General features: G+C 47.8%; 25 protein-coding genes and 2 pseudogenes. 23 read left to right on the top strand and 4 right to left on the bottom strand.

Translation table 11 applies throughout. The features are described from left to right. Positions 1-445 precede the first annotated feature (445 nt). Positions 446-1,345 carry a LysR family transcriptional regulator gene (locus Q0V82_RS12940; RefSeq protein WP_297576395.1) on the bottom strand — a complete coding sequence of 300 codons (900 nt, stop codon included), beginning with the start codon at positions 1,343-1,345 and terminating at the stop codon, positions 446-448. A gap of 228 nt (positions 1,346-1,573) precedes the next feature. On the opposite strand from Q0V82_RS12940, the gene Q0V82_RS12935 reads away from it, so the two are divergent. From Q0V82_RS12935 to Q0V82_RS12890, 10 genes and pseudogenes are all read left to right on the top strand, one after another. Beyond that, positions 1,574-2,110 (top strand): carboxymuconolactone decarboxylase family protein, encoded by a 537-nt coding sequence (locus tag Q0V82_RS12935; protein ID WP_297576393.1) that lies wholly within the window; start codon positions 1,574-1,576, stop codon positions 2,108-2,110. Between the two features lie 79 nt (positions 2,111-2,189). Further along, a complete protein-coding gene (locus Q0V82_RS12930) occupies positions 2,190-2,687 on the top strand; it encodes a YHS domain-containing (seleno)protein (RefSeq protein WP_297576391.1) in 498 nt (165 codons plus the stop codon). A 106-nt stretch (positions 2,688-2,793) separates the two neighbouring features. Then, positions 2,794-3,069, top strand: a complete 276-nt coding sequence (grxC, locus tag Q0V82_RS12925; protein ID WP_297576389.1) for a glutaredoxin 3 — start codon at positions 2,794-2,796, stop codon at positions 3,067-3,069. After that, on the top strand, positions 3,056-3,463 hold the full coding sequence (locus tag Q0V82_RS12920; protein ID WP_297576387.1) for a DUF302 domain-containing protein: 408 nt from the start codon (positions 3,056-3,058) through the stop codon (positions 3,461-3,463). Before grxC ends, Q0V82_RS12920 begins: the two co-directional genes overlap by 14 nt. 100 nt (positions 3,464-3,563) lie before the next feature. Next, positions 3,564-3,713, top strand: a pseudogene (locus tag Q0V82_RS16585) (DUF2282 domain-containing protein); the annotation flags it as partial. Between the two features lie 158 nt (positions 3,714-3,871). Then, positions 3,872-4,321, top strand: coding sequence for a DoxX family protein (locus Q0V82_RS12910; protein WP_297576384.1), 450 nt, complete (start codon positions 3,872-3,874; stop codon positions 4,319-4,321). Between the two features lie 210 nt (positions 4,322-4,531). Then, positions 4,532-5,596 carry a hypothetical protein gene (locus tag Q0V82_RS12905; RefSeq protein ID WP_297576382.1) on the top strand — a complete coding sequence of 355 codons (1,065 nt, stop codon included), beginning with the start codon at positions 4,532-4,534 and terminating at the stop codon, positions 5,594-5,596. A 259-nt stretch (positions 5,597-5,855) separates the two neighbouring features. Continuing rightward, positions 5,856-6,644, top strand: coding sequence for a DUF695 domain-containing protein (locus Q0V82_RS12900; RefSeq protein WP_297576380.1), 789 nt, complete (start codon positions 5,856-5,858; stop codon positions 6,642-6,644). A gap of 133 nt (positions 6,645-6,777) precedes the next feature. Beyond that, the gene (locus Q0V82_RS12895; protein ID WP_297576378.1) at positions 6,778-7,140 is read left to right on the top strand and encodes an NADPH-dependent FMN reductase; all 363 of its coding nucleotides are present in this window, start codon (positions 6,778-6,780) and stop codon (positions 7,138-7,140) included. A gap of 21 nt (positions 7,141-7,161) precedes the next feature. Beyond that, complete coding sequence (locus Q0V82_RS12890) at positions 7,162-7,320, top strand: hypothetical protein (RefSeq protein ID WP_297576376.1); 159 nt, start codon at positions 7,162-7,164, stop codon at positions 7,318-7,320. 100 nt (positions 7,321-7,420) lie between these two features. Here the strand turns inward: Q0V82_RS12890 and Q0V82_RS12885 are convergent, their stop codons facing one another. Next, positions 7,421-7,693: a TfoX/Sxy family DNA transformation protein gene (locus Q0V82_RS12885; protein WP_297576373.1), complete on the bottom strand. Its 273-nt coding sequence runs from the start codon at positions 7,691-7,693 to the stop codon at positions 7,421-7,423. 150 nt (positions 7,694-7,843) lie between these two features. Continuing rightward, a complete protein-coding gene (locus tag Q0V82_RS12880; RefSeq protein ID WP_297576371.1) occupies positions 7,844-8,728 on the bottom strand; it encodes a LysR family transcriptional regulator in 885 nt (294 codons plus the stop codon). Between the two features lie 78 nt (positions 8,729-8,806). Between Q0V82_RS12880 and Q0V82_RS12875 the strand changes: the two genes are divergently transcribed. The 5 genes from Q0V82_RS12875 (at position 8,807) to Q0V82_RS12855 (ending at position 14,532) form a co-directional block, all read left to right on the top strand. Continuing rightward, on the top strand, positions 8,807-9,490 hold the full coding sequence (locus Q0V82_RS12875) for a glutathione S-transferase family protein (protein ID WP_297576369.1): 684 nt from the start codon (positions 8,807-8,809) through the stop codon (positions 9,488-9,490). Between the two features lie 233 nt (positions 9,491-9,723). Then, positions 9,724-11,301, top strand: a complete 1,578-nt coding sequence (locus Q0V82_RS12870) for a pyridoxamine 5'-phosphate oxidase family protein (RefSeq protein WP_297576367.1) — start codon at positions 9,724-9,726, stop codon at positions 11,299-11,301. Between the two features lie 21 nt (positions 11,302-11,322). Then, positions 11,323-11,937, top strand: coding sequence for a glutathione S-transferase family protein (locus tag Q0V82_RS12865; protein ID WP_297576365.1), 615 nt, complete (start codon positions 11,323-11,325; stop codon positions 11,935-11,937). A gap of 24 nt (positions 11,938-11,961) precedes the next feature. Beyond that, positions 11,962-12,342, top strand: coding sequence for a DUF1348 family protein (locus Q0V82_RS12860; RefSeq protein WP_297576363.1), 381 nt, complete (start codon positions 11,962-11,964; stop codon positions 12,340-12,342). 939 nt (positions 12,343-13,281) lie between these two features. Then, a complete protein-coding gene (locus Q0V82_RS12855; protein ID WP_297576361.1) occupies positions 13,282-14,532 on the top strand; it encodes a tyrosine-type recombinase/integrase in 1,251 nt (416 codons plus the stop codon). 79 nt (positions 14,533-14,611) lie between these two features. On the opposite strand, the gene Q0V82_RS16580 is transcribed toward Q0V82_RS12855, so the two are convergent. After that, positions 14,612-14,839 carry a helix-turn-helix domain-containing protein gene (locus tag Q0V82_RS16580; RefSeq protein ID WP_374758547.1) on the bottom strand — a complete coding sequence of 76 codons (228 nt, stop codon included), beginning with the start codon at positions 14,837-14,839 and terminating at the stop codon, positions 14,612-14,614. Between the two features lie 595 nt (positions 14,840-15,434). On the opposite strand from Q0V82_RS16580, the gene Q0V82_RS16575 reads away from it, so the two are divergent. The 8 genes and pseudogenes from Q0V82_RS16575 (at position 15,435) to Q0V82_RS12820 (ending at position 25,102) form a co-directional block, all read left to right on the top strand. Beyond that, on the top strand, positions 15,435-15,632 hold the full coding sequence (locus tag Q0V82_RS16575) for a helix-turn-helix transcriptional regulator (RefSeq protein ID WP_374758546.1): 198 nt from the start codon (positions 15,435-15,437) through the stop codon (positions 15,630-15,632). A 65-nt stretch (positions 15,633-15,697) separates the two neighbouring features. Then, positions 15,698-15,988: pseudogene (locus Q0V82_RS12850) on the top strand (transposase); the annotation flags it as partial. A 200-nt stretch (positions 15,989-16,188) separates the two neighbouring features. Continuing rightward, positions 16,189-16,419 carry a hypothetical protein gene (locus Q0V82_RS12845; protein WP_297576359.1) on the top strand — a complete coding sequence of 77 codons (231 nt, stop codon included), beginning with the start codon at positions 16,189-16,191 and terminating at the stop codon, positions 16,417-16,419. 529 nt (positions 16,420-16,948) lie between these two features. Beyond that, entirely contained in the window at positions 16,949-18,259 is a 1,311-nt protein-coding gene (locus tag Q0V82_RS12840; protein WP_297576357.1) for a hypothetical protein, read from the top strand. Then, a complete protein-coding gene (locus Q0V82_RS12835) occupies positions 18,259-20,241 on the top strand; it encodes a hypothetical protein (protein WP_297576355.1) in 1,983 nt (660 codons plus the stop codon). The genes Q0V82_RS12840 and Q0V82_RS12835 overlap by 1 nt, the downstream gene beginning before the upstream one ends. Then, the gene (locus Q0V82_RS12830; RefSeq protein ID WP_297576353.1) at positions 20,238-22,925 is read left to right on the top strand and encodes a DEAD/DEAH box helicase; all 2,688 of its coding nucleotides are present in this window, start codon (positions 20,238-20,240) and stop codon (positions 22,923-22,925) included. The genes Q0V82_RS12835 and Q0V82_RS12830 overlap by 4 nt, the downstream gene beginning before the upstream one ends. Before the next feature lie 97 nt (positions 22,926-23,022). Further along, positions 23,023-23,922 (top strand): 5'-nucleotidase, encoded by a 900-nt coding sequence (locus Q0V82_RS12825; protein ID WP_374758545.1) that lies wholly within the window; start codon positions 23,023-23,025, stop codon positions 23,920-23,922. An 850-nt stretch (positions 23,923-24,772) separates the two neighbouring features. After that, complete coding sequence (locus tag Q0V82_RS12820) at positions 24,773-25,102, top strand: IS110 family transposase (protein ID WP_297576397.1); 330 nt, start codon at positions 24,773-24,775, stop codon at positions 25,100-25,102. Positions 25,103-25,628: the final 526 nt, after the last annotated feature.

The following is a 25,628-nucleotide window of genomic DNA, read 5'->3' as shown; positions in this document are numbered from 1 at the left end:
CAAAAGATGGCATAGGATTTAACGATTGAGGCGACAACTAGTTTGACAATTACCGACATTTACAAGATGAAAGACATTTTAACGAAGCAAACCAATTAGCAGCATGGCTGGTTTGGCCAATCTGCCGTCATGAACGTAGGGTTGCTGAACATACGTTCGCCAAAATAATAAGCTCGCCAGTATTTTCAATGAAGGTGCTTTGTTTCAAAATACTTTTTGTTCAATAGCCGGAAAGTTATCCACAGAAACTGTGGATTAACCGAAACAATAAAAGCATGCCCCCTTAATATTAAAGGCCGTATCCTAATGGTTAGCGGCCTCTCTTTTATCGACTTGCGGCATCGACACATTGGCCTAAACAGACCCATAAAAAATATTTTTTGGTAGATCTTGTGCAGTGCGTTGATGTCCATACTTAGCAGCACGCCTCATATAGGAAGAGCCATCAATTAAGTGCGCTATTTTCTTTTAAAGCTTGCGCCATAAAATCGACAAAGGCGCGAATCTTGGCTGAGCCGTGCCGACCTTCTCGGTGCACGATGTGGATTGGTAATGGCTTAGGTTCAAACTCGCCCAGCACGGTTTTTAATTCGCCAGTTTGCAATAGCCCAGCCACTTGATATGACAATAATCGTGTGATTCCTGCGCCATGACGCACGGCAGCTATGGCTCCGTCATTGCTGGTGACGGTGAGGCGAGGTTTGATACGAATCGCTTTAGCCGATTCGTCATCACCAAACTTCCACTCAATATTTGGGCTGATGCTGCTGGCGGCGACAATCTGATGCTTGAGCAGATCATTTGGCGTATTGGGGATGCCATATTGCGCTAAGTATTCGGGTGATGCACACAACACACGCCGGACTTGCCCCACCCGTATTGCACGCATCGAACTATCTGGCAATGCTCCGATGCGTATACCCACATCAACACCTTCCTCCAGCATATTCACCACCCGATCCAGAAACAGTGCCGACACGTCCACATCTGGATAACGCTGCAAGAATCCCACCACACTGGGCATCACAAATAACTGCCCGAACAATACCGGTGCGGTCACTACTAAATGGCCACGTGGCTCAGCATTGACGCCCCCAGCCACTTCGTCAGCCTCTTGCACTTCGGCCAAGATCCGCCGCGCATCATCCAGATAGCGCACTCCTGCATCAGTTGCCCGTACGTAACGCGTGGTGCGATTGAGTAACTTCACGCCCAGCTCTTCTTCTAATGCCGCAACTGCCCGCGTCACTGCCGGTGGCGACATCCCTAGTTTGCGCGCACCAGCGGCAAAACTTTCTGTTTCAGCAACGGCGACATACACGCTCATTTGATGAAATCGATCCATGGCTTTTATTCCAAATTTAGTAACAATCTATTGTGATGCATGAGTATTCTTCTTTCAAGTGGCGTTCGGCACAATGCACTCATTCGCTGGCAACACAGCGAACCACTTAACCAGTATCCATGCAAAAGTTTTATGGCAAGGCGTAGCAGCCGCAGGCAGTACAAGTCAGTACGACCAGGCGATACAACGCAGCAAGATAACTTTTGCTTAATCTAAAAGGAATAAATCATGAGCCGCATCAACGTCGTTACTACCGAAACTGCCACTACCGAACAACAAGCTTTGTTCGACGCGATTCACGCACAACTGGGCGTGGTACCCAATTTCTTGAAAGTATTTGCCAACTCACCCGTGGCTCTACGTTCTTTCCTAGGTCTGCATGGTATCGCCAACGGCGGCAGCTTGGATTTGCAAACTCGGGAGCGCATCGCCTTGGCTTTGGCACAGCAAAACTCTTGCGAATATTGTCTCTCTGCCCATACCGCGATTGGTAGCAAAGCGGGTTTGAATGGCGATGAAATCGCCGCCAATCGTGCCGGTACTAGCCAAGATGCCAAAGCCGCCATCGCTGTGAAATTGGCTCGCTCTCTGGCCGAACACAATGGTGACATCACCACCGCTGAATTGATCGAGGCGCGTAATGCCGGTTTTACTGATGGTGATATCGTCGAAATCATTACCCATGTCGGCATGAATATCTTGACCAATATTTTGGGCAAAGCGTCACGCCTTGAAATCGACTTTCCAAAAGTGACTCTCGCTTAATTTTTTTACCCATGCGGTGCAATGCCTCCCTGTGCAGGAGCCGCTCAACAAACTACTCAATGAACCCAAAGGAATGAACATGTTTAACGTACGCAAATCTATCCTCGCTGCCGCTTTAATTTCAGGCTTCGCCACTTTCGCCGTCTTGCCAAGCACCGCTATGGCCTATGACGAAAACTCAACCGCCGCCATCAACGTGGATACCCAAGGCGTGGGCCTGCAAGGTTTTGACCCTGTGGCTTATTTCACCGTGAAAGCGCCAACGCTTGGCAATGCAGCTTACACCGCTAGCCACAATGGCATCACTTACCACTTCGCCAGCAAAGGCAACCGTGACAAATTTACAGCCAATCCAGCGCATTACGCACCCCAGTTCGGTGGCTTCTGCGCCATGGGCGTGGCACTGGATAAAAAGCTCGATGGTGATCCGCAAGCGTGGAAAGTCGTTGATGGCAAGTTGTACTTGAACGTGAACAAAGAAGTGCAGAAGAAATGGCAAGAAGACGTGGCAGGTAATTTGAAAAAAGCCAATATGCAATGGCCAACGATCAAAGATAAAGCACCTAAAGAGCTCTAAGCTATCGATGTTAAATCAGGGTATATCAATCCATCCATTGATTAACAAGGGCTACATTGATATACCAATCAAAAGAATAAGCCAAAATGGGCAAAGGATTTTATAAATGTCGAATATCACCATGTATAGCACTCGGTCTTGCCCATTTTGTGTGCAAGCTGAAAACCTGTTGCAGCGTAAAGGTTTAGCGGTCAATAAAATTCTGGTCGATCAAAATCAGGACGAATTCGTCACCATGGTCGAACGGACCGCGCGCCGCTCGGTGCCACAGATTTTCGTTGGCAATCGCCATGTTGGTGGATTTACCGACTTAGTGGCTTTAGAGCAGTCGGGGCAACTCGATGAATGGCTTAAGTTGGAGGAGCAGCATGAGTCCGTGTGATGACCCGTCTGTATTTGGCGTGAATAAACTGCGCTCACCGTATTCGGTCAAAGTAACGATGGATCGGATTAGCGACGCGCTGCTGCGCAAAGGCGCGACCATTTTTGCGCGAATTGACCACGCCGCAGCAGCCCAGCAACAGGATTTGTCTTTGCCGGACACCGAGTTACTCATTTTTGGCCATCCAAAATTAGGTACATCATTAATGAATTCGGCCATCAGTATCGGGCTTGATTTACCGCTAAAGGTATTAGCCACTGTCGACTGTGAACAGCAAGTGTGGCTCATGTTTAATAACCCACATTTTTTGCAGCTCCGCCATGGCTTCCGTGAAGATTTAATCGCGCCCCTGCAAGACATTCAATTTGTGCTTCAACACGCATTAAAGGACTGAAAATGAACTCGAGAACACTCACGCTAGCTAGTGCGATGACCCAGTATTTGCCCTCGCTGCCCAGCCCACATTAGCTGCCGACGCCAGCAAGGAAAAATGCTTTGGTATCGCCAAAGCCGGTGGCAATGACTGTGCCGCCAATGGCCACTCCTGCGCGGGCATGGCCAAAAAAGCCAATGATGGCAAAGAATGGAAGCTGGTCGCCAAAGGCACATGTATCGATTTAAAAGGCTCGTTGAGTTCGATGTAACTTTTGCTGTGATTCTCCTTCGTGGTCGACTCACTTGCCCCTGCAATCTGGCGCCATTTTATGGTCCTTGATTTACAGGGGATTTTTTTAAGCCACAAAAGTGTAAGCCCTTGCCGTTTTCCCCGACCAAGAACTCAAGCCGATTCAAGGATAATGCAATGCCCCCATTACAACGACTTCAGCGCCTCGCCGAGGCCAAACCACTGAACGCACTCGCCCCTGCTGCCGATTTACTGCTACGCCTTTATATTGGCAAAATCTTTTTCCTCTCTGGCCTGACCAAAATTGCCGACTGGAATACCACCTTATTTTTGTTTAGCGACGAATATCACGTGCCATTGCTCCCGCCGCAACTAGCCGCCATTGCTGGCACAGCGAGCGAACTGGCGTTGCCCGTGCTGTTGGTACTGGGGCTATTTACCCGCCTGTCCGCAGTCGGGCTGTTTGCGCTCAATCTGCTCGCTGTCGCCTCGTATTACCACGTTTTAAAAGACATCCCTGCCGCACTGCAAGACCATCTGGAATGGGGTTTGATGATTTTCATCTTGGCCGCCGTGCCGCTGCGCCGTTGGAGTTTGGATACGTTTTTGCTGCGCCGTGGCGTTTAATGCAAATCCATCCAATGCAACAATGGTTGAACATCGCCTCGGTTTGTCCGCCAGTAGAGCTACTGGCGGACAAAGCCAGATCGATTCACAAGATTTAGAATCAAGCCGATTCAATTCCATAAAATGCAATAATAAATTGTAAAATACAACCATTCTTCCTTTTTATATTGAAAGGCACAATGTACTCAATCTAATTGACTTGCCATCGCCATGACACTCCGCCCTCTGCAACACACCCAGACTCAACCTGGTGAAATCGCCATGCCCTTCGCGCCCAGCGTGGTATTGAATAATGGGCAGCAATGCATTGCTCAGCATTATTTGCGCTATCAGCATACGCTGGACAGCATCACGCAAATCGCCAGTCAAATCGAATTTGATCAACACACGCCGATTTTTGCCGGGCAAGATCACAGCGGTTTGTATATTCAAGTGGGTCTGATTGGGCGTGAAAATTATGACCGCAGCAATACCCTACGCCCGCATAAGCTGGTGTATGGCCGTAAATGGCGCATTGATTCAGATACCCCGACATCTGAAATCATTCAGACCATTTTCATCGCCATTAAAAAAGCCCGCGAGCACGAAGTACGCGAGCTGCTCACGCTGCGTAATCGTGCAGGAAAAACCAGCGCGGCGCTGAGTAATCATCACGATTTACCCTTGATGGCGCAGCAGCGTGACCAACTCCTGCGCACTACACAGGCCATTGCCGACCCGGTGGCCTCTATTCGCCAGCAGCTCGCCGAGCTGCGTTTTGCTCAGCGGCAGATTGAACTGGTCAGCGTCGAACAACGAACCAATCAAAGTTACTTGATTGATTTACAACTCGGCGAAGCGCCGCTGGCTCGCAAGCTGGAAGGTGATTTTAGCGAGTTTGATCAGCTAGCCATCACGCTGATCCTGCGGCATGATCAATTGCATCAATTGGCCTATGCACTGATGGACGAATTGATTGCCCACAGCGATCGCCATGTGGCGGAGCAATTTCGCTTTCAAGGTTACCCCCGCTTTAGCCGCAGCAACGATTTAATGGCCATCGCCAATCTATCAATGCAAACACGGCCGTATGCGCGGGATATGGCAAACAAATCCTTCGAGCGCATCTTTCGCGCCAGCAATTACGATGTCGATGCCTCGCGCGCACCGGCACTGGGGATGGATAAATTGGGTCAAAAAAATCGCCAGTTAATTGATGGATTCACTGAACTCTTAGGACATTTACCACAAGGTTATTTGCAAGCATCAAGCACTCATCCGGCCAAAACAGCCTGATACCATCCGTATTGGTCTATCCAAAAACCTGCAAATAGGACATAGACGAAAAACTTCGTGTCGAAGGAACACAAGATCATTTCAATCATTGAAAATAAGTCACCGGCTTTTTTCGGCCAAGAGCGGAAGTAACATTTTGCCAGCTCATGCCAGAATGAATGTCCGCAGTCCTTCTGATAACCGACTTAAGCTGCTCGGTTATTGCTTTAGGCCTCAATGAGTGAGGCCTACTTAATAGTTAGGTTTTTTTAGGGTACTCATGTCCGACAGAGATTGGGATTTTTATCTGTGCAACGTAAATAGTAAGCCTGCGTCTATCTATGTAGACCTCGGCCTTAAAAAACGCGCGCCTGACTCAAGCCGTTGCATCGCGCTGTGTATTTGGGTTTATTTTAATCACCCAAACCCTGATAACGGCTTCTCAACACAGCAGGAGTTTGAAGCTCTATGCGCTATTGAAGATGCACTTTCTGAGGCGATGACAAATAGCTTTTCAGCAATTTACGCTGGCCGTATAACGAATGATGGGCGACGAGAATTTTATTTTTATAGCGACTCGTCAAATGACATCGAAGCCAAAGTACAAGCTGCGCTTCAAAACTTCAGTGAATTCAAATTTGAGGCTTGGGCACAGCCTGATGCGGAATGGTCACAGTATTTAACGGTAATGTACCCAACCAAGAATGATCTTCGCTGGATAACAGACCGCAGAGTAACAGAGGTAATGGAACAACAAGGTGATCAACTGATCACACCACGGCCAATAGAACATTACTCTTATTTCACAAACGAACTTGATCGTAGTGAGTTCGAAAAATTCATACAAAAAAGCGAATTCAAAATTGTTAGTAAAAGTGGCCCCTTCGATGATGATTCAAGTCTCGGTTTGATTTACCAAAAAACTCAAGCAGCTACAGTCGACGCAATTTTCCAAACAACGGGTTTTTTGGATGAGCACTCGGAGCATTTCAACGGCGAATACGATGGATGGGAGTCGATTGTAGTGAAACAAAAAAAACGCTGGTGGCCGTTTGGAAATAAAGCCTAACAAGTCATTCATCCGGAGTGGCCGAGATGCGGCTGCCTCACATTCAATATCAGCCACTCGTGACAAAGCCGCCTGAATGTCGGCAATGGGTCGAAAACAGTCCCTAAAAATTTCAAAATCCACCGAGCTCACCATGCCAGCATCCCTACACCTGATCGCCATTTCCGGCAGCTTGCGTGCTGCGTCGTGTAACACGGCTTTGCTGCGGGCGGTGCAGTCGGTGGCGCCAAGCCATATTCACGTCACGCTGTTTGCGCAACTTGCCCAAGTACCGCCGTTTAACCCCGATATCGACATCGAAACCGTGCCACTACTGGCGCAATTACGCGACCAGATTATAGCGGCCGATGGCGTGTTAATAGCCAGCCCAGAGTACGCGCATGGTGTGAGTGGCGTGATGAAAAACCTACTCGATTGGCTGGTGAATACGCCAGCGTTTGCCAATAAACCCGTCGCAACATTAAATACATCACCACGCGCACAACATGCTTTTTAGGCGCTAAAAGAAACGCTGACCATGATGTCGGCGCTATGGCTAGACGCCGCGTCAATCACCGTGCCGGTGATTGGCGAAACCACAACGACTGAGGCGATTTTGCCTAATCCACAGCTGTGCGCTGAGCTGCGAGCAGCGCTGGCGGTGTTTACCGATTTACAGCTTGAGGTGGCGGTTTAGGCACACATCTGTACGGGTATACCATCAAAGATTATTATTAATAATCGCTTTATTCGTATACCCTTGCCAATCCATTCGATCTTTAGCGGCAAAGCCAGCACTATTTCCGCTTCGGCGCTAGCCCCATATCATCAAGTCGCAGCAGGATTTCAGTTTTGCGCTCGGTTTTGATGTGCTGCCACGGCAAATCTTCCTGCGCGCCGATGAGTGCGTACAGCATATTGAGCGAGACGTTCGGCATTACTGGGTGCAGCCGCGCATAAACTTCAAACGCATCGGCAGCGCGCAATTGCTCGGAAGTGTCGATCCCGATTTTCGCCAGCATCTCACGGCTTTTTGGCCCTAGGCCTTTCAGTTGATCGACGGTTTGCATTGGTCACCGCTCCGGCATTGATGGAGCAAGTACCTACGACTTACTCAAGCTGGTCGATTTCGCCATGCAAGCCTGGCCGGAAAATACGCTGTAGCGATGAGCGCAAATGCCAGCTAATACAGAATAAGCAACAGCGATAGCGCTCAGCACTCAATCCAATTGAATATGTTGTGCCAGATGACTAAACACCGTGGCAACACGACGTAGATGGCGTGATTCTGGGTGAGTAAGTAGCCACAAATCGGTCGCACATTCATCCAATACAGGGGTCAGGGCGCGCAAATGGGGTCGCGTTGCGGCTAGAAATGTCGGCACCATACCAACACCCATGCCGCGCTCAATCAATTCCACCACAGTCAGGATGCTGTTCACCCGATAACGCGGCATGATTTTGGGGTGATTTTTTTTACGCCATATCACCGTGGGGTGCTCAGGCAACGCATCGTCGGGCGCAATCCACGGCGCATGGTGCTCTAATGCCGCAGGCAAATCGACCCAAGGACTGTTTTGCGCGGCATACAGCGCTACTTTGATACTGCCAAGGTGTTTGCCAACCAAATGTTGTGGCGGCTTTCGAGTGGCTCGGACGGCAACATCCGCGTCACGTCGGGTTAAATTGGCTAACTCATTTCCGGTGTGTAAATCAAAACTCAGCTGCGGATGCTGCATGCAGAGTACATCGAGTTCGGAGGCGACCAGACCGTGCAAAATGGAATCGGTGGTGGTGATCCGTACGCTACCCGCCACATCTTCAGGCTGCAGTTGTGCCGCCGAGCGAGCTGATTCCAGCGCGATTTCCACTTGTTCAGCGTGAATAGCCAAAGTCTGCGCCATTTCCGTTGGGAAATAACCCGCTTTGCTGCGCTCGAACAAGCGCTGCCCCAGCCCTTTTTCAAGGCGTTGAATGCTGCGAAATACCGTTGAAGCATCCACACCCAAGCGCTCTGCTGCCGCAGCCAAAGTTCCGCTGCGCGTAATCGCTAACAGAAACTCGAGGTCCTGACTGCCCAAATGGTATTGCGTTTTTGCATTCATAGTCTGCAACCCTGCTTATGTTTATTGCACTAAAGCAAGTCTACACTAACTCAAAATGCAACCCAGCAGGAAAACAACATGTCGCAGCCAATCACCCTAGTTAGTCATTTACTTTGCCCCTACGTGCAACGAGCCGCCATTGTATTACTGGAAAAAAGCGTACCATTTGAGCGCATTAACATTGATCTGGCTCAGAAACCCGACTGGTTTTTAGCCATCTCGCCACTGGGGAAAGTCCCCGTCCTGCAGGTGGCTCATATCGCCATTTTCGAATCTGCAGTGATTTGTGAATATCTGGATGAAACGCTGGCACCACAACTGCATCCACAGCATCCATTGCAGCGCGCACAACATCGCGGCTGGATGGAATTGGGCTCGGCCATTTTGGCTGACATTGCGAGTTTTTATTCGGCGAAGGATGAAGCCACGCTACAGCAAAAAGCCCTGCAATTGCAGCACAAATTCGCGCAAATCAATGCAGTACTCGGCGGTGGTCCTTATTTTGCGGGGAGTCAGTTCACATTAGTCGATGCGGTGTTTGCTCCTATTTTCAGATACCTCGATGCCTTTGATGCGATAGCTGATTTTGGCCTGTTAGCGCAATCAGCAGCGGTGCAGGCTTGGCGGCAAGCCTTGGCACAGCGGCCGTCTGTGCAACAGGCAGTGGTCGCTGAATATCCTCAGCTTTTGAACGCATTTCTCAGCAATCGAAATTCTGCGCTCAGCTTGTGCATGCAAGAGCATGTGCCAAGCTTCGGCTAATCCTACCTTAGGCATGTATATAACTATAAGTAATAACCAAATTGATATTTAGCCACATACCCATGCTTATTGAAAATAAATCACTGAATATCTGCAGGAAATTCATGGGAACGGCTCGATTTATTCCGCTTATCGAAATAATCAATTCAAGCGCATGGTGATTCTCTAGTCGGCCTGAGGCAGACATACTGTTGGCATCAGATCGATGTTTGCGTACGTTTAGGAGTTTCATCATGCCACGCGCTTTTGCCGCTATTACTTTTACTGACAGTGTTAAAGCTGCCCAGACCCGTTATCACAGCCGCGATAGTAACCGTGGCTTTGAATTGGCCGAAGATACGCGCAGTGAGATGACGGAGCGCGAAGCTGAGTTTATTGCTGCGCGTGACAGTTTTTATATGGCAACCGTAGGTGAAAATGGCTGGCCGTATGTGCAACATCGCGGCGGACCAGCGGGCTTTTTGAAAGTGCTCGATGCCAATACGCTGGGCTTTGCCGATTTTCGTGGCAATGTGCAGTATTTGTCGGTGGGTAATTTGAATGCCAACGATAAAATTTCGATCATTATGATGGACTATCCGAATCGTCGCCGCCTCAAAATCTGGGGGCGAGTGCGAATTGTGCATGAGTTGGAAAACCCCGAATTAATCGCCGCGCTAGAAAACCCAGCCTATCGAGCGCGGATTGAACGTGCCATGGTGATTACCGTTGAAGCATGGGATTGGAATTGCCCACAGCACATCACGCCGCGCTATACCGACGCCGATATTGAACAATTGATCGCGCCATTACACGCCGAACTCAAAGCGTTGCAGGCCAAACCGCTAACATCTGCGCCAATCACGACATTAGGTGAAGGCGCGCTAGAACTGGTCATTAGCGGCATCCGCCAACTGACGCCGCAAGTGCGTGCGTTTGAATTACGCCATCCGATGGGTGAAGACTTGCCAATCGTTACGGCGGGCTCACATCTCAAAGTGCCAGTAATATTGAAAACCGGCCAAGCCAGCCAGCGTAATTACTCGATTGCATCCAACCCGGCTCGGCGCGATATCTATGAAATCGCTGTGTTGCGCCAAGATGAAGGCGACGGCGGCTCTCGTTTTGTACATCAACATTATCAACTGGGTATGACGCTGCATTGCGGCCTACCGCAGAATGATTTTGCGTTGAGTGCCAGCGACGCTCCGATCATACTGATTGCTGGCGGCATCGGCATTACGCCGATCAAAGCCATGGCGCAAACTCTGAAAGCGCAAGGTCGTGCGTTTCATTTGCACTATGCCGCCCGCAGCCGCCGCGATATGGCCTACGGCGATCGTTTACTGCGCGATTTGGCGGGACAAATGACGAGTTATTTTCAAGATGAAGGCCAAGTTCTCGACATTGCCCAAGTACTGAAATCGGCTAGCGATACATCCCCAGTGTATGTATGTGGACCTTCCGGTTTAATTAGCGCAGTGCAAGATACTGCCACTCAGCTCAATATGGCCGCTGAGCGAATTCATTTCGAGCGTTTCGCCGCCGCAGCGCACGGCGAGAACAGCGCGTTTGAAGTGGTACTGCGCCGTTCGCAACGCATTATCCCCATTGCCGCCAATCAAACCGTATTGGCTGCGGTGCAAGCGGCGGGAATTGATACGCTGTCCGATTGTGGCGTGGGCAACTGCGGTACCTGTGCCGTCAAAGTACTCAGTGGCGAAGTCGACCATCGCGATAATGCGCTCAATCAGAACGAGCGCGAACACGCTGGGCTGATGTGTATTTGTGTATCGCGTGCCAAATCGGCAAGGCTTGAACTCGATTTGTAATTTATTCACCAAGGGAAAATCATGATCAAACTCTACGAATTTGCTGCATCGGGTAATTGCCATAAAATCCGTCTAATACTGTCTTTGCTAGATATACCCTATGAATCCATCATGGTGAACGGCGCGACACGCGAACATAAATCGGCGGATTATCTGGCAATGAATCCGCTTGGCCAAGTGCCGGTGTTAGTCGATGGCGATGTGGTCTTGCGTGATAGCCAAGCGATTTTGGTCTATCTAGCGCGGCAATATGGCGCGGAACAAGCGGATTTCTGGTTACCGAATGAGCCGGCCGCTTTGGCGCAAGTGGTCGCATGGCTTGCGACTGCCGCAAATGAAGTGACTCGCGGGCCAAATGCATTACGCTTGCATTACAAATGGGGCCGCGCAATTAATCTCATTGAAGCCGAAACCATTACCGAACAACTGCTCACGCTGCTCAATCAACACCTAGCACAATCAGCATGGTTAGCAGCAGCGCATATCACCATCGCTGATATCGCTATCTATCCCTATATCGCGCTGGCAACTGAAGGCAAAGTTGAGTTGCTAGGCTTTCCAGCCATCGTGGCTTGGATGAAGCAAATCCAAAGCTTGCACGGTTACGTGAGCATGGCTGGCATTGACACTTATTAATTCAATTTTGATCAAGGATTGACTATGAACCCCGAGCTACGACCACCACTCCCCCCATTCAGCCGCGAAACGGCAGCGCAAAAAGTACGCATGGCAGAAGATGGCTGGAATTCGCGTGACCCACAGCGCGTCGCACTGGCCTACACGCCCGATACGATTTGGCGCAATCGCGATCAATTTCCGCGTGGTCGTGAACAGGTGATTGAATTTCTCACTCGCAAGTGGGAACGTGAAGTGGAATATCGCCTGATCAAAGAACTCTGGGCGTTTGACGCCCAAGGCTTGATGCATCGTCGCTTTGCCAGTATCAACGATTTAGCCATCGCCGAATCCGAGCGCATATTTCATTGGCCCCAAGGCCGTCGACCAGATAATCACCCAAGTTTAAGTGAGCTGGGATTGTAGCCATGATGTCTGCTTAGGCCGAACAGCACTGGCAAAAATCCAAAATAATGACGGCCGCAAACTGATGGTTTGCGGCCTTTCGTTTTCCAAGCTTTGGCATCAACACATCGGTCTTTGCGGTCACCTGTCTACGAAATTTGGGTCGTGTCCAGTTTCTAGTAATCATTTTTACTCTTGTATTTACCAGCAACAGCGCGAGATTAAATACTGCCACACGTAATTGTTGGGCCTCGCAACTTCAACACTAAGCTATAAATTCAATTTCCGCTTCTGGCCGATTGCTGCCTGTTGGGGAGTTTAAACCCGTAAATCAAAGTGGGCTGCAATCCAAGGGTGGCTGTGGCTAAATTGGTAAGCTCGGTGGCGACGTTCGATGAGTTTGGGTAGATAAATTGAACAAGATTCAGCAATATTCAGAAGTTGACCTTAATAGACTGAGACCTACTGAACGGTTAGGCATTCCTTAGAACAACCATCAACAATAACAAGTCAATTCTGGGAATCAGTGCCCTAGCTTGGATATGGGTAAATTGTTATGTATAGAAGCACACGATAATAAATTTGGCGGATTAAATGCGCTCAACCCAGCAGTGACTTTCACATTTCATTAGAGTTTTAATGCCACACCGCCTCTAATTTAAACTTCAGCGCCACTGTTATTGACTCAAATACCGCCATAATCATCCACAACAATGCCCCCATAATGTGGGGCTAAATGTGGGGCTAGAATCGACAGGCAACAAAAAAGCCCTGAATAATCAGGGCTTTAGCTTTAATCTGTGGCGGAGAGAGGGTCTACTATTATATGACATCACTGTGTATCACAATGCATCATAAATTCCATATTATTCATATAGTTGCGTTTATTTATCTGCTATTATTGTCTCACTAAGATTCACTAAAAGCCATGTCAAGTGGTGGGAAAAATGGTGGGAATTTATGGCGATCATTACCGACACAAAAGCACGAACTATTAAGCCTACAGATAAAACGCTGGCACACGGTGGCGTATCGGGACTAAGTTTGGTGGCCAGTAAGAATAAAGGCGTGGGATATTGGGAATTACGTTTTACGAGCCCGACAAGTGGAAAACGGCGTGTAATTGGGTTTGGTACTTATCCTGACGTATCAATTTTGGAAGTGGGTAAGTTAGCGCAATCGGCACGTGAGCTCCTTACCCATGGAATAGACCCACTAGACCATAGAAATGCGGCGGAAAAAATCAAAACTGCTATGCCATCATTTGAGCAGGCCGCGCGAACTCTTTATGCTGATTTATCACCCAGCTGGCGAAATGCTAAGCATACAAACGATTGGATTAGCAGCTTAATTATGTATGTGTTTGCGGATTTAGGTTCGATTCCTGTTGGCGAGGTAACGCCCAAGCACATCGCCGATGTATTACGCCCAATTTGGATTGAAAAGGCCGAAACTGCAAGTCGCGTAAAGCAACGTATGAGTGCCGTGATGAGTTGGGCTTGGGCGCATGGATATTGTTCCGCGAATCCAGTCGATGTTGTGAATCACTTATTACCTAAGCAAGAAGGCAAAGCCAGCCGAACGGAGCATTTTCCCGCGATGCCTTGGCGTCTAATTCCTGAATTTGTCACCAGCAAGATAATGGCAGTCCAGCGCTATGACTCAACTCGGCCTTTACTTGAATTTTTAATATTGGTCGCCTGTCGTTCGGGTGAGGCACGGGGAATGACTTGGGATGAGGTTGATTTGGTCGCTGGTGTCTGGAGCATTCCTGCAGCACGGATGAAAATGAAGCAGATTCACCGTGTACCTTTATCAGATCGTGTCTTGGCGATCCTCGATGAGCAGAAAGGCAAGCATGCTTCTTTGGTGTTCCCAGCTCCACGTGGTGGCCTACTGTCTGATATGGCGCTAACATCATTTCTGCGCCGTCATGAAGCAGTGAGTGGTACGGTCAATCGAGTTGCAACAGCACACGGATTTAGATCATCATTTCGCGACTGGGCAAGCGAAAATGAATATCCGCGTGATTTAGCTGAGCGCGCATTAGCACACAGTGTTGCGAATAAAACCGAGGCTGCTTATCACCGCACTGATTTATTAGAACAGCGTCGTCCGATGATGCAGTCTTGGTCAGATCATGTGACGGGCAGAAAAACTAGCCAATCTAATAACACCAATAATAATGTGCACGTTCTAAACCGAGCTTAAAAACTGATGACCTAGCCACCCTGTTCTTTCGCCAGTCGTATCGGAGCAAATCCTGTTCAAATGTTATGATTTGCCAGTCCTATTGGTCGCTGGACTTTTCAGCCGAATTGGGTAAGTGCTCAAAAAGCTCTGCAATTCCACAAGAGAAGTAAGTACAAAGCGCATCAACAACATCCAATTCAATACGCTCAGCCGTCTCGTGATAGAGGCGCGTTAGCGTTCCGCGATTTAAGCCTGTATCGCGCGCAAGATCGCTTATTTTTATTCGACGTTCACCCATGATTTTTGATAAGTGGCACTTAACCATCGCTACTCCATAGAGTCAAAATAACCTTCTGTAGATACAACACCACGAGAAATGGCTACAAACAGTCGAATTAATCTTCTGAAGGGCAATAAAAGCTCATTTTAAATAAAATTAATCTTTTGTAAGACTAAATTCTAAGGTAGAAACCTTCAATAAATCAATCAATTTAGATCAACCGCAATATTTGCACCGCAAAGTTGCATTGATTGGTAGTGTCTCTCGGGCTCACATTCAAAATCATCGCCAAAAATAACTTGAAATTTTTCTTTCCGGTAATTTACGGAAGTTATGCCGTTAAGCTAGACATCACAATTGCTTGGATCTCAATTTCAGTACTAAGGGAGGAGCAAAGTAACCATTGAGCACATTTTTTCAACGTAAAAATCCAGGCCAGAGAGTTTGTAATGCTATTTATTTCGAAAAGGAATAAAGCGGCTATTCAAGCCGCGGCATGATGTATGCGACTCCTACCGCGAAGCTTAGATTCACCTGAATAAATATAAATTCTAATGATTCAAAGTTTTTTTGGCGAGCCGTTGAATGGATTTTTAAAAAGTGTAATCTGGGGTATCGCAAACCTAATCGCAGAACAAAAATGGAAAAAATTGTACGCATAAATGAGGCCGCACAGATTCTAGGCATATCCAAAGCCACCCTGTATCGCCTTGTCAAATGCAAGGCACTACCAACCCCCATAAAAATAACTCCAAACGGTCGAGCTTCCGGTTTCTTGGACTTTCAGATTAAAGAATACCTCTTCAAAATCCAAAATAAAAATAATGATAAAATTTAATAATAAACCCACAGGTCTAATGGTAATCCCCCGGTAATGTGTAGTTTAAATCAAATTATTGAATGCGAGGCAAGCCAAAACTGATTCGCTCAGATAATGGGCCTGAATATATTAGCCAACAGTTAAAAAACTGGGCGAAACAACATTCGATTGAATTGGCGTATATTCAGCCGGGCAATCCCAAGCAAAATGCCTATATCGAGCGCTATAATCGGACCGTGCGGCATGAATGGCTGGCTTGCGATGACTTTGAAAGTCTTGCTGAAGTGCAAGAGGTTGCCACGCAATGGCTTTGGAGTTACAACAACGAGCTGCCGCACATGGTATTGGGCATTATCATCCCAAAACAAAAATTGCCATCAAGCAGTGCTGTGATCAATGCCGTAGTGTTAGAAAGCGAACAATTTGGCGTACTGATTTCCACAGGGAAAGATGCAAAGCGCAGCCGATTTGGCGATGTCATTCATGCATGTTTTGCAGCACATTTGGCAGATCGTACCAAGCCACTTAGTTTTGATGGACGGGCTGAAATTCTAGTTCGTACCAGCAAGCGCATATGATTTCAGCTCCCGATTTATATCCGCAAATGGAATCGGCGCGTCAATGGCTATTACGTCGTTGGCCTGATGGGCAGGCGCGCATTGAATTACCAATGGCGCTCGAGGCGGAAACGGGCACGATGACCGCTGGACGTGCCAATTTGGTGATTGAAGCGAAGGCAGGTTATATCAGCGCAAGACCATGGCAGACAATTTGGCTACCTACGCAGAGATTTTCAGTAAAGTAACAGGTAAACCGGTTATTGAAAGCTGGTTGCTGTTGCCGATAACTGGCGTGGCACTGCGCGTGGGCGAAATTTAGTGCTGTTATGCGAAGCTAAAATTTCCAAAAAATAAGTTGGGTATATCGGTACTGATACTGATTATAAATTGATGTATCGATATAAGTCGATCGGCAAAGTTTAGTTTGAATACCCCATTACTAAGCCTTTGATTTATATCGATGTAGTGTCGATGGCATTCAAACTATCTGTAGCGTGCGTACTTACCCATACAACACATGCTATTTTTAGTTTTCATCCGCGATCTCCATATTTTCATAATCAACCTGAATGCATTAATTAAATCTTGTTTTGCATAGAGTGTGAGCGATTAATCCCACCATTAAATACAAACAGCTCTGGTAAAATTAGGCTTAGGCATTGGAAATAATAAAATTGTGACATTTTATTTCAAAATACAATGGCATAATGGCTTTTATCAGCGCCTGTAATATGCGCGCGTATACCTAAAACTAATCAATATCAAAGGATTAAAATGAACGAAATAACCTGGGGATTACTCGGCCCCGACACGGTTACTTCTACGCGAAGATCAAGGACTCTAGGTTTAGGAGCTACAGTTAGATATTTTAATGAACAAGCCGTTCCTGGAATTGGCGGCGTATGGTTTGGCAAGCAACTTTGGTATGCCGTATTAGGCGTCGCATTGGCTAATAAATTAAAAATTAATAATCAGAAAAATTCAAATATTCAATGCGCAAATGCAATTGAAGCTTTATCTTGCTGGCTTGCGCTTGATCATAACGGTTGGAAATCCGATCCTCGCTTGCGCGGAGCAACCAAACTTAAAAACAATAAAGATTTAACATTTAAAAAAGCCTCTAAACCTAGTTTCTACGTAACGCAACCGATGCGTATGGCAACGGTGAAAGCTTTACCAGCGCTTGGTTTAGTGCGATCTGATGCGACACGTTTTAACCAGTACCAACTTAGTGATGACTGTTTACTTCGATTTGACTTAGGCGCCAATTCAAATGGCGGATATGGAGGCGAACTTTTCAAAAACATCTACCAATGGAGCCAAGGTAAGCTTGACGTGGACAAGGGGCGCTACAAAAGCATTCTCTATGCATCCTTATCCCCCCTTGAGCCAATGGACAATACTTTTCGGAGACTATTGACCGATGTGTTGCAGTGCGGAAGTAACACTGAGTCATATACCAACAAACAACGCCGACGCAATGCCCTGCAATGGGTTGAAACTTTGCGTCAGAGTCCAGAACAAACACTTAGTTGGACGAACCGCCCTCCCATGCTGGATGAGGAACATTGGCATGATTTACATACTGGTGCTACTTTTTTTGCGCTGCGCGATCAAAGTTTAGAAGTACTTAATGCACTAGAGTCCCATCTTGGCAGCCTACAAGAAAACCGATCTTTTGACTTAAAAAAATCAGAGCTACCACAATCCGTCCGATCGGCAATCGTTACTCTACGCCAACATGCGGCTAGCTATTTAACGCTGGGGCATACTGATGCTATCGCTCTTCAATTTTGCCGTGAATGCAGCGCTGAAACAGATGAAATCATTATCCGCAATTTAGTCGCACGAGACGGCAACGTACTGCGTTTAATGGGGTCAATTGCTTTACCTGGACCTGCATTCGAAGGCAGTACCAACAATACAAATGCTGACACCGCGAATGATGAGGTGGATCTACGCCGTGTGAAATGGCCAACAGGCATATCGTCTCGAATCAACAATTTATTTTATTTAAACGCTGATCTACATGGCGTTTTAAACGACTGGCTTATCGCCACCCCCATTCTTAGTGAAAAACCATAATGACCACCCCTTCTCTGCTACATTATTTTGAAGCTCCCGATCACTATCTGGGTAGCTTTGGTTGGCTTTGTGGTTACTCTGCTGACTGTAATTTTCTTGATCAAGCGGCTGAGCGCTTTACCCGACAAACCAGTGCTCAACGTGCTCACCAAGGCCAAATTTCTTTGGCGGTGATGCTCGATCCCGCGCATTCAGCCATCGCACTAACCGATGCCCCTGGCGTTGCGCATCTCATTTTCAAATCAGGACAAAAAAAACCTTTTGCATTGCTGCATGCAAAAGTGGCAATTTTAGGTTTTCGCCATGAAAAAGAGCCAAATCGCTGGTTAATTCGTTTAATCATCTCGACAGGAAACTGGACTGTACAAACAATTGCCGAATCACTCGATCTGGTGGCGTGCATCGAATGCAGCAGTGATGAACTACAACAAAAACCGACAGGTCTCGAGCAAAACTGCACGGACATCATTGCAGCTTGGGAGATGCTGGAGTGGCTCAGCGGTTACTTTGATACGCGTATTTTGCATGCCAAATCGAATCACCAGTCAGTCTCTTTAACTGAACAATCAATACAGTGGCTAAGCGGGTGGTTAAACGCTATAGCAGCGTATAGCAATTCAGATTCAACTCCACGTTACTTCGATAACCGCAAGCAATCCTTGCTTACGCAACTAGCACCATTAATTAAACAGCATGCCACCAGCGTCAAGCGTAATTACCTCTGCATGGGCTCGGGCTTTTTCGAGGGAGCAAATGGCCATGGGCAGCTACCCTCAGTGCTAAGTAAAATCACGACAACACTACAAAACGTGGGCTTATTGACTGCATGCCCTGAAGTCGACGTATTCGTTAACCCTAATGCATGTCAAGCCGTTGCTGATGGATTAAGTGCGATGCAGGCAGCAGGCTACCGCATTCGTGCGGCGGCACAGAATACCGAAATTTTTGGCTCTGTAGTGCCACGTTCACTGCATGCAAAATTTATTTTCTCCGCCAATCTCAGAGCAGGCAGCGCGCGCTGCAGCAGTGCTTGGGTTTACTTAGGCTCGGGTAACTTAACTGGCCCTGGGTTCGCCAATCCGATGTCAACCGCTGGTGGCAATCTTGAAGCCGGCATGTTACTTAGCTCTGAAAGGTTATATTGGAGTGCTGAGGGAGATGTCAGCGCAGCACAGATTATTACCAATCGACTACCAGTACAGTGGGACACGGAAATTTCAGCGTTTGGGCAATTGTTGGCTGGTGAGGCAATGCCCGAACATAACGATGGTCCGCTTGCTGCGCCGCTAGCATGGCTTAACTGGAAAATGACTGAAGAAGGCAATTCACTGTGCGCTCCGGAGCAAACTGAAGTCCAGATCACGCTACTAGATGCCAATGGTGAAGCATGCCCCCTCTCTCATCCAGGTGTATGGCACTGGCCAAGTCAAGCACCGAGAATGGTGACTATTCAGTGGTCAGTTGCTAATCAGCGCCATAGCACTGTAATACCCGTAATGGATGAGTCAGGGCGCATAGCCGGAACACCGATACCTGAGCTGGAGCTGGCTGAGGTTTGGTGGCAATTGACCAACTTCCCCCAGTCCGCTGTAGATGAGGACAAGTTGCTTGATGAGCTTGAAGATAACTCAGGGGGAAGCGGTGCGACTACAAATACTAACGCCACCAACTATCCGATTCGCCAAATGATGGCGTTAATTGAGCAGATAGCAGCCAAACAGGTTGATTTGCACCCGCTCGACTGGTTGGCCTGGTGTACGCGGCTTGAACAGTCCTTGCTGCAAGTTGCTAAGGATCCGGTCATCCGCGTATTCCGAGCGATGAACCTTAACCCCTTAAGTCCGCTGCGCGAAGCGGCGTTCCTACCCGATTTTGCCGAACAGGCATCGAGTGCTGAAGGTGCTAATTATCGTGCTTTACTATCTAGAATCGAAGCGTCTTGGGATGTAGCAAACCTATGCCCGATTGGAGAGCAGCCATGAATCAGAAATTTCAAGGGTGGCAAGTTGTTGCAGAAAAATTATATGACCTCGCCCAGCAGCAGGACCCAGGCACAAACCCTAGCTCTTGGCTGAATCAGGGGCAGTGCGCCAGTGTGCGTGCTTTGGCTCAACGGTTACCAGACAATGGCGTGATCGTGGCGGATGAAGTCGGCATGGGAAAAACCCGCATTGCCGTTGCAGTAATCCGTGCAGTGGTTGCCGCTGGCGGCCGTGTTGCAGTACTGGTGCCGCCAGTGCTAGGTTACCAATGGCAGGAAGAGTTAAGCCGTGGTGAGGTCAAAGCGGCACCGTTACTACGCAGCTTGTGGCAATACATCTCCGCTTGGGATTCCGTACAAATTGCTGCGCAGAAACCATGGTTTTCGGAGTCAGTAGTTGTGGTTTCCCATGGTTTTTCTAACTGGCGTTTGGGTCAAGATTCGCATGCATGGCGCTGGGCATTGCTGCCTGAGGTCTATGCCCATTGGCGTAAGAGAACCCGAGGGAGTTTTCCGCGAGGTTACTTTAAAGAAGAGACCCTGAATTATCCTTGGGCTGAGTACGCTTCAATTAAGAATGCAGCAGCCAGTATTTGTAACGCCATTCCTGAAGACCCTCTGCACCCGCGCTATCAGCAAATGGAAGCGCTTATTAGTCGTACACCATGGCCGGGTGCCTTGGATGCTAGCGAATACAAGCGTTATGAATTACTCCGCCCCTGTCTCGAAGAAACGGTAGGTTTAGGCTTGGGCCACTTTGATCTGATCGTAATCGACGAGGCGCACAAGAGCCGTAATGACGATAGCGGCCTATCTTGTTTGCTTGGCCGCTTGATTCAGGCATCGCCTGATGCCCGGCGCTTTGCCATGACGGCGACACCCGTTGAGTTGGATGTTAGCCAGTGGCAGCAGATTTTGCGGCGTATTGGGCTCAAGCCAGAGCAATTGCAAGTCGTCGAAAGTGCTGTAACAGGCTATGCCCATGCGGTGCAGCAAGTCCGCGCCAGCCCTAGCGATACCGCTGTCAGAGCGGCTTATGCAATTGCGGCGGCAAGCTTTCAGGCTGCGTTGTCACCTTTTGTTTTGCGTCGAGATAAGCGCGAAGACCCGGCCGTAAAGCAGTTTGTAAAGGCAACCCAACTTTCCCATGACGCCTACCGTAATGAGCGCGATATTGCTATTGATGTTGCAATGCTTGAACCCGCCTGGCAGCAAGCAGTATGCGCTGCAGAAGCGCTGTCTGTGGTGACTGTTGGCTTACGGGACAGCCAGAATGAACAACTCAAACGTCTGCGACTGACGATAGGCAATGGTCATGGCCTAGCCGCCGTAATCGATAGCCCTAGCTATATTGCTGAGCAAGACTGCGAAGCTGATGAACTAGCAGCAAATCAATTAGCAGCGGCAGACAAAGCCTCACTAAACCCAGCAGAGTTCAAACGCCTGCAGCGAGGGCAATGGTGGAGCACGGTTATGCAGCAACCATTCATTGATAAGAATGGTGATGAAGTGTTATTCAACCACCCTGCGACTTTAGCTGCAGTAGCTGCCATTGAAGAAGTTAGCGAACGCGGTGAAAAGACCTTGATCTTTGGGCGTTTTACCCGACCGCTAGCCTGCTTAGTACAATTGTTGAATGCCAGAGCAATGCTGCGCGCACTGGACACTGACACTCTCTGGCCTCAAGCCAAGGTGCATGGGGAAGTCGATGGAAAAGCCAATGAAAGTGATTGGCCAGCTGTTCGTGCGGCGCATCAGCAATTGCAGTCAAATTTATGTTTAGACGTTCTAGACGCGGCATTGGCCAAACAATACAGCAAGCTGCAAAAGCATCGAAAAAGCCTACGTCAAGATCTACCGCGCTTGCTTGAAAAGGGCTTTCGCCAAGGACAATTCGAAACCCGCATACGCAGCATCTACAGTGCATTTTGCAATGCGTTAGCTAATACCAAAGAGGACGAAGATGACGCTCACGCCCTTGCGCTGGTCAGCCGCGCGTTAAACGAGCAATTAGGTGACTCGGTCCAGTTGCAAAGCCCAGAGCGTTACGCCAAAGCCTTTGCTGATCTGATGCAGGCATTGTGCGAGCGCAATGAAGGTGATGAGGATGGCGATGGTGAACTCGATGAGCAGGAGGCTGAACGTTTGTGGCCACATTTACAACAGCGCTTGAAAGATGAGTACGGCAGCAGCCAAGGCCTATTTTCCCGCTTGATGTATGGCGGCACAAGCCAGCATAGTCGACGCATGATGCAATTGGCATTTAATCGTCCACACAGTTCGCTTAAGGCTCTGGTGGCTCAATCAATGGTTGGCCGAGAGGGCCTGAATCTGCACGAAGCCTGCAAAACGGTGATTTTGCTCCATCCAGAGTGGAATCCTGGTGTGGTTGAACAACAAATTGGTCGCGTTGATCGCGTTGGAAGTTTTTGGCAACAAGAGCTTGCCCGAGTGATTGAGCGCGATGGTGAGCCTGCCGAAATCCCAAGAATCGATATACGGCCAGTGATTTTTCAAGGCACCTACGATGAGCATAATTGGCAAGTACTTCGCACACGCTGGGCAGACTTACGAGCTCAACTACATGGAATAATACTTAATTCGAGCAATCAAAATGATCCACAAATTCGGGCTTACCTAGATGAGATAGCGAACGTAGCACCCAATTTTTCTCCGTGCACATAAATTTGAATACGTTTAATTGGCAAATTGAAAACTATTTAGGTGAGTAACTTCAAACAAGGGTATTGAAAGTACCCTTTAATCCAAGAAGGAGTAGACATTGGCAGCAACTCTAAATGGCAAGCTAGTCATCGCAATTTCGTCGCGCGCATTATTTGATTTTGAAGAAGAGAACGAAATCTTTGATGCCCACGACGATACGGCGTATATGCAATTACAGCTTGAACGAATTTGCAATCCTGCAAACCAAGGCGTGGCATTTGGATTGGTGCAAAAGCTACTCGCTTTCAATACCGATGAAGAACAGCTCGTTGAAGTGGTCATCCTATCGCGCAATGACCCTGTGAGTGGGTTGCGCGTATTCAAATCCGCGGAAGCAGCAAACTTACCTTTATTGCGCGGCGTATTTACTCGCGGCAGACCGGCATGGGAATTTTTAGAACCCCTGCAAGCCAACTTATTTCTTTCGGCGTATGAGCAAGACGTCAGAGATGCATTAATGGCCAATTATCCTGCGGCAAGGGTTTATCCAAAGTCGGTTAACCAAAACCAGCACCCTGACGAAATACGCATCGCATTTGATGGCGATGCAGTACTTTTTTCAGATGAAGCAGAACGAATATTCCAAACTCATGGGCTTGATGCATTTCAAACCCATGAACGAGAAAAAGTCGGGCAACCATTACCAGCTGGGCCATTCAAACCCGTCTTGGAAGCTTTGCATCAATTGCAAAAGAAATCGACTCACCTGCCAATGAAAATTCGCACGGCATTGGTGACGGCGAGAAGTGCACCAGCACACGAACGCGCGATTCGAACCTTAATGAGTTGGAATATTCAAGTTGATGAAGCGTATTTTTTAGGCGGGTTGGCAAAAGGACCGTTTCTAAAAACATTTTCACCCGACCTGTTTTTTGATGATCACACAGGGCACTGCGACTCTGCCGCAGGCGTAGCGCCAACTGCGCATGTTGTGTCAGGTGTAGCGAACCAACGATAATCTTATGGATAGTTTCGCCGCCCGCAATAAATTGAAGGATTTTTTATGCTCTTACTCGGACTTGATTTAGAAACGGGTGCCGCTTTCGACACACCACCAGAAGATAATTTCATCACTGAAATTGGTTTGGTGCTCTAGGATACCGAATTTGATCAGCCCGTTGCTATGCTATCTCAGCTTTTTACAACAGATCAGCCCGTGGCTGATGAAGCTGCTGAATACACACATATAACGAATGAGCTACTTGCACGCCATGGGCGGCCATTTGATATTAGAACCATCCAAGCCATCACAAATTTGATCGAAAAAGCCGATTACATCGTTGCTCATAATTGACGAGATTTTGACCGCCCTGTTCTCGCTGCATGCTACGCAAGACTCGGCTTACATTTACCTGAAAAACCGTGGATTGATACTCAGCATGATGTTGATTACCCCAAATGTTTTCGCCGATTGAAATTTTCCCCACCCCTGCCGAACGAATTCCCCCCCAGGGCTGAGCGTTGCTTTTTGATCGAGCAACTGTGGATACAGCCTAGCCAATAGCGGATGATTTGCCCTCTATTTTACGCCTTCACTTTTGCTTTTAAACAGCTCCGGCTCTACCGTCAACGCTCCTTTTATACTTTGCTCCCTTTGTTGAATTCGCAGTTTCGCCGCCAGACTGCTGTGCTGGAAGCGATAGGAATCATTGCCTGTTTCAACACAGGCAATGAACGAGGGTAAATGGGTTCGGCAGTTATTGCGCGAACACAATCGGCAAAAAAAAGCTACATAGCCAAATTAACGACCATATCGACTGTCATCCTAGCCTGAAAAACGATCTCGATATGCTGCAAAGGACCCCACAATCGGTCCACAAAATGACACGCAATTGCTGGCGGTCATGCACACGCATCAATTCAATACGGCCGAACAATTATCAGCCTATTTGGGCTTAGTTCCCATCGAGCGACAATCTGGCTCGTCGTTACTAGGCCGCACCAAACGCTCTAAAGCTGGTCCCGCCCGCATACCTGCAGTGCTCTACATGGCGGCGATCGTCGCCGCCATGTACAACCCACACATCAAAGCTTTATTTGAACGTTTACTTGCCCGAGGCATACGCAAATTGGTTCACCTGTGCTTTGGCGTGTTAAAAACCCAGAAAAAGTATAAAACAACGTATCAAAATGCTTGACTATCAAGACGGCATCGACAAGCAGGCCATGTTGGTCTGCCTCAAATAAAAACAGCCTCCGCAAACCCGGTGCAATTCATATGTATGACAAAGGCCATCCTGTATTAATTTTAATGCCTACTAAAGAAAGCTAGACTAGACAATATTTACAGTTTTGAAAAGTATTTATGATTGACCATATTTATAATTTATTGGGAGGATTACCACCCACAACAACATAAATAATGTCGTTATCCAGAAATATATTTTGCAATATTGCAAGCACCGACAGGGATTAGAGCAAAAGGATTTAACTAGTAGCGCCCTTTTTATCGTTAGTTGTCTTTTATCGTCACTTATTGACAATAAATGACGATTTTTGACAATAAATATCGAGAAAAGTACAATTTCTCGTCATTTATTGCCATTAAATTGGCTACTTATGACAATGTTTTGGTGTTTTTACGCGCAGCACCTCCAGAGATTAGAGCGAAAGGATTTAACTAGTAGCGCCCTTTTTATCGTTAGTTGTCTTTTATCGTCACTT

It is taken from the genome of uncultured Deefgea sp. (assembly GCF_947072475.1).
Lineage (GTDB): Bacteria > Pseudomonadota > Gammaproteobacteria > Burkholderiales > Chitinibacteraceae > Deefgea.
Note: the sequence above shows the minus strand (reverse complement) of the source record. Positions and strands in the feature narration are given on the sequence as shown.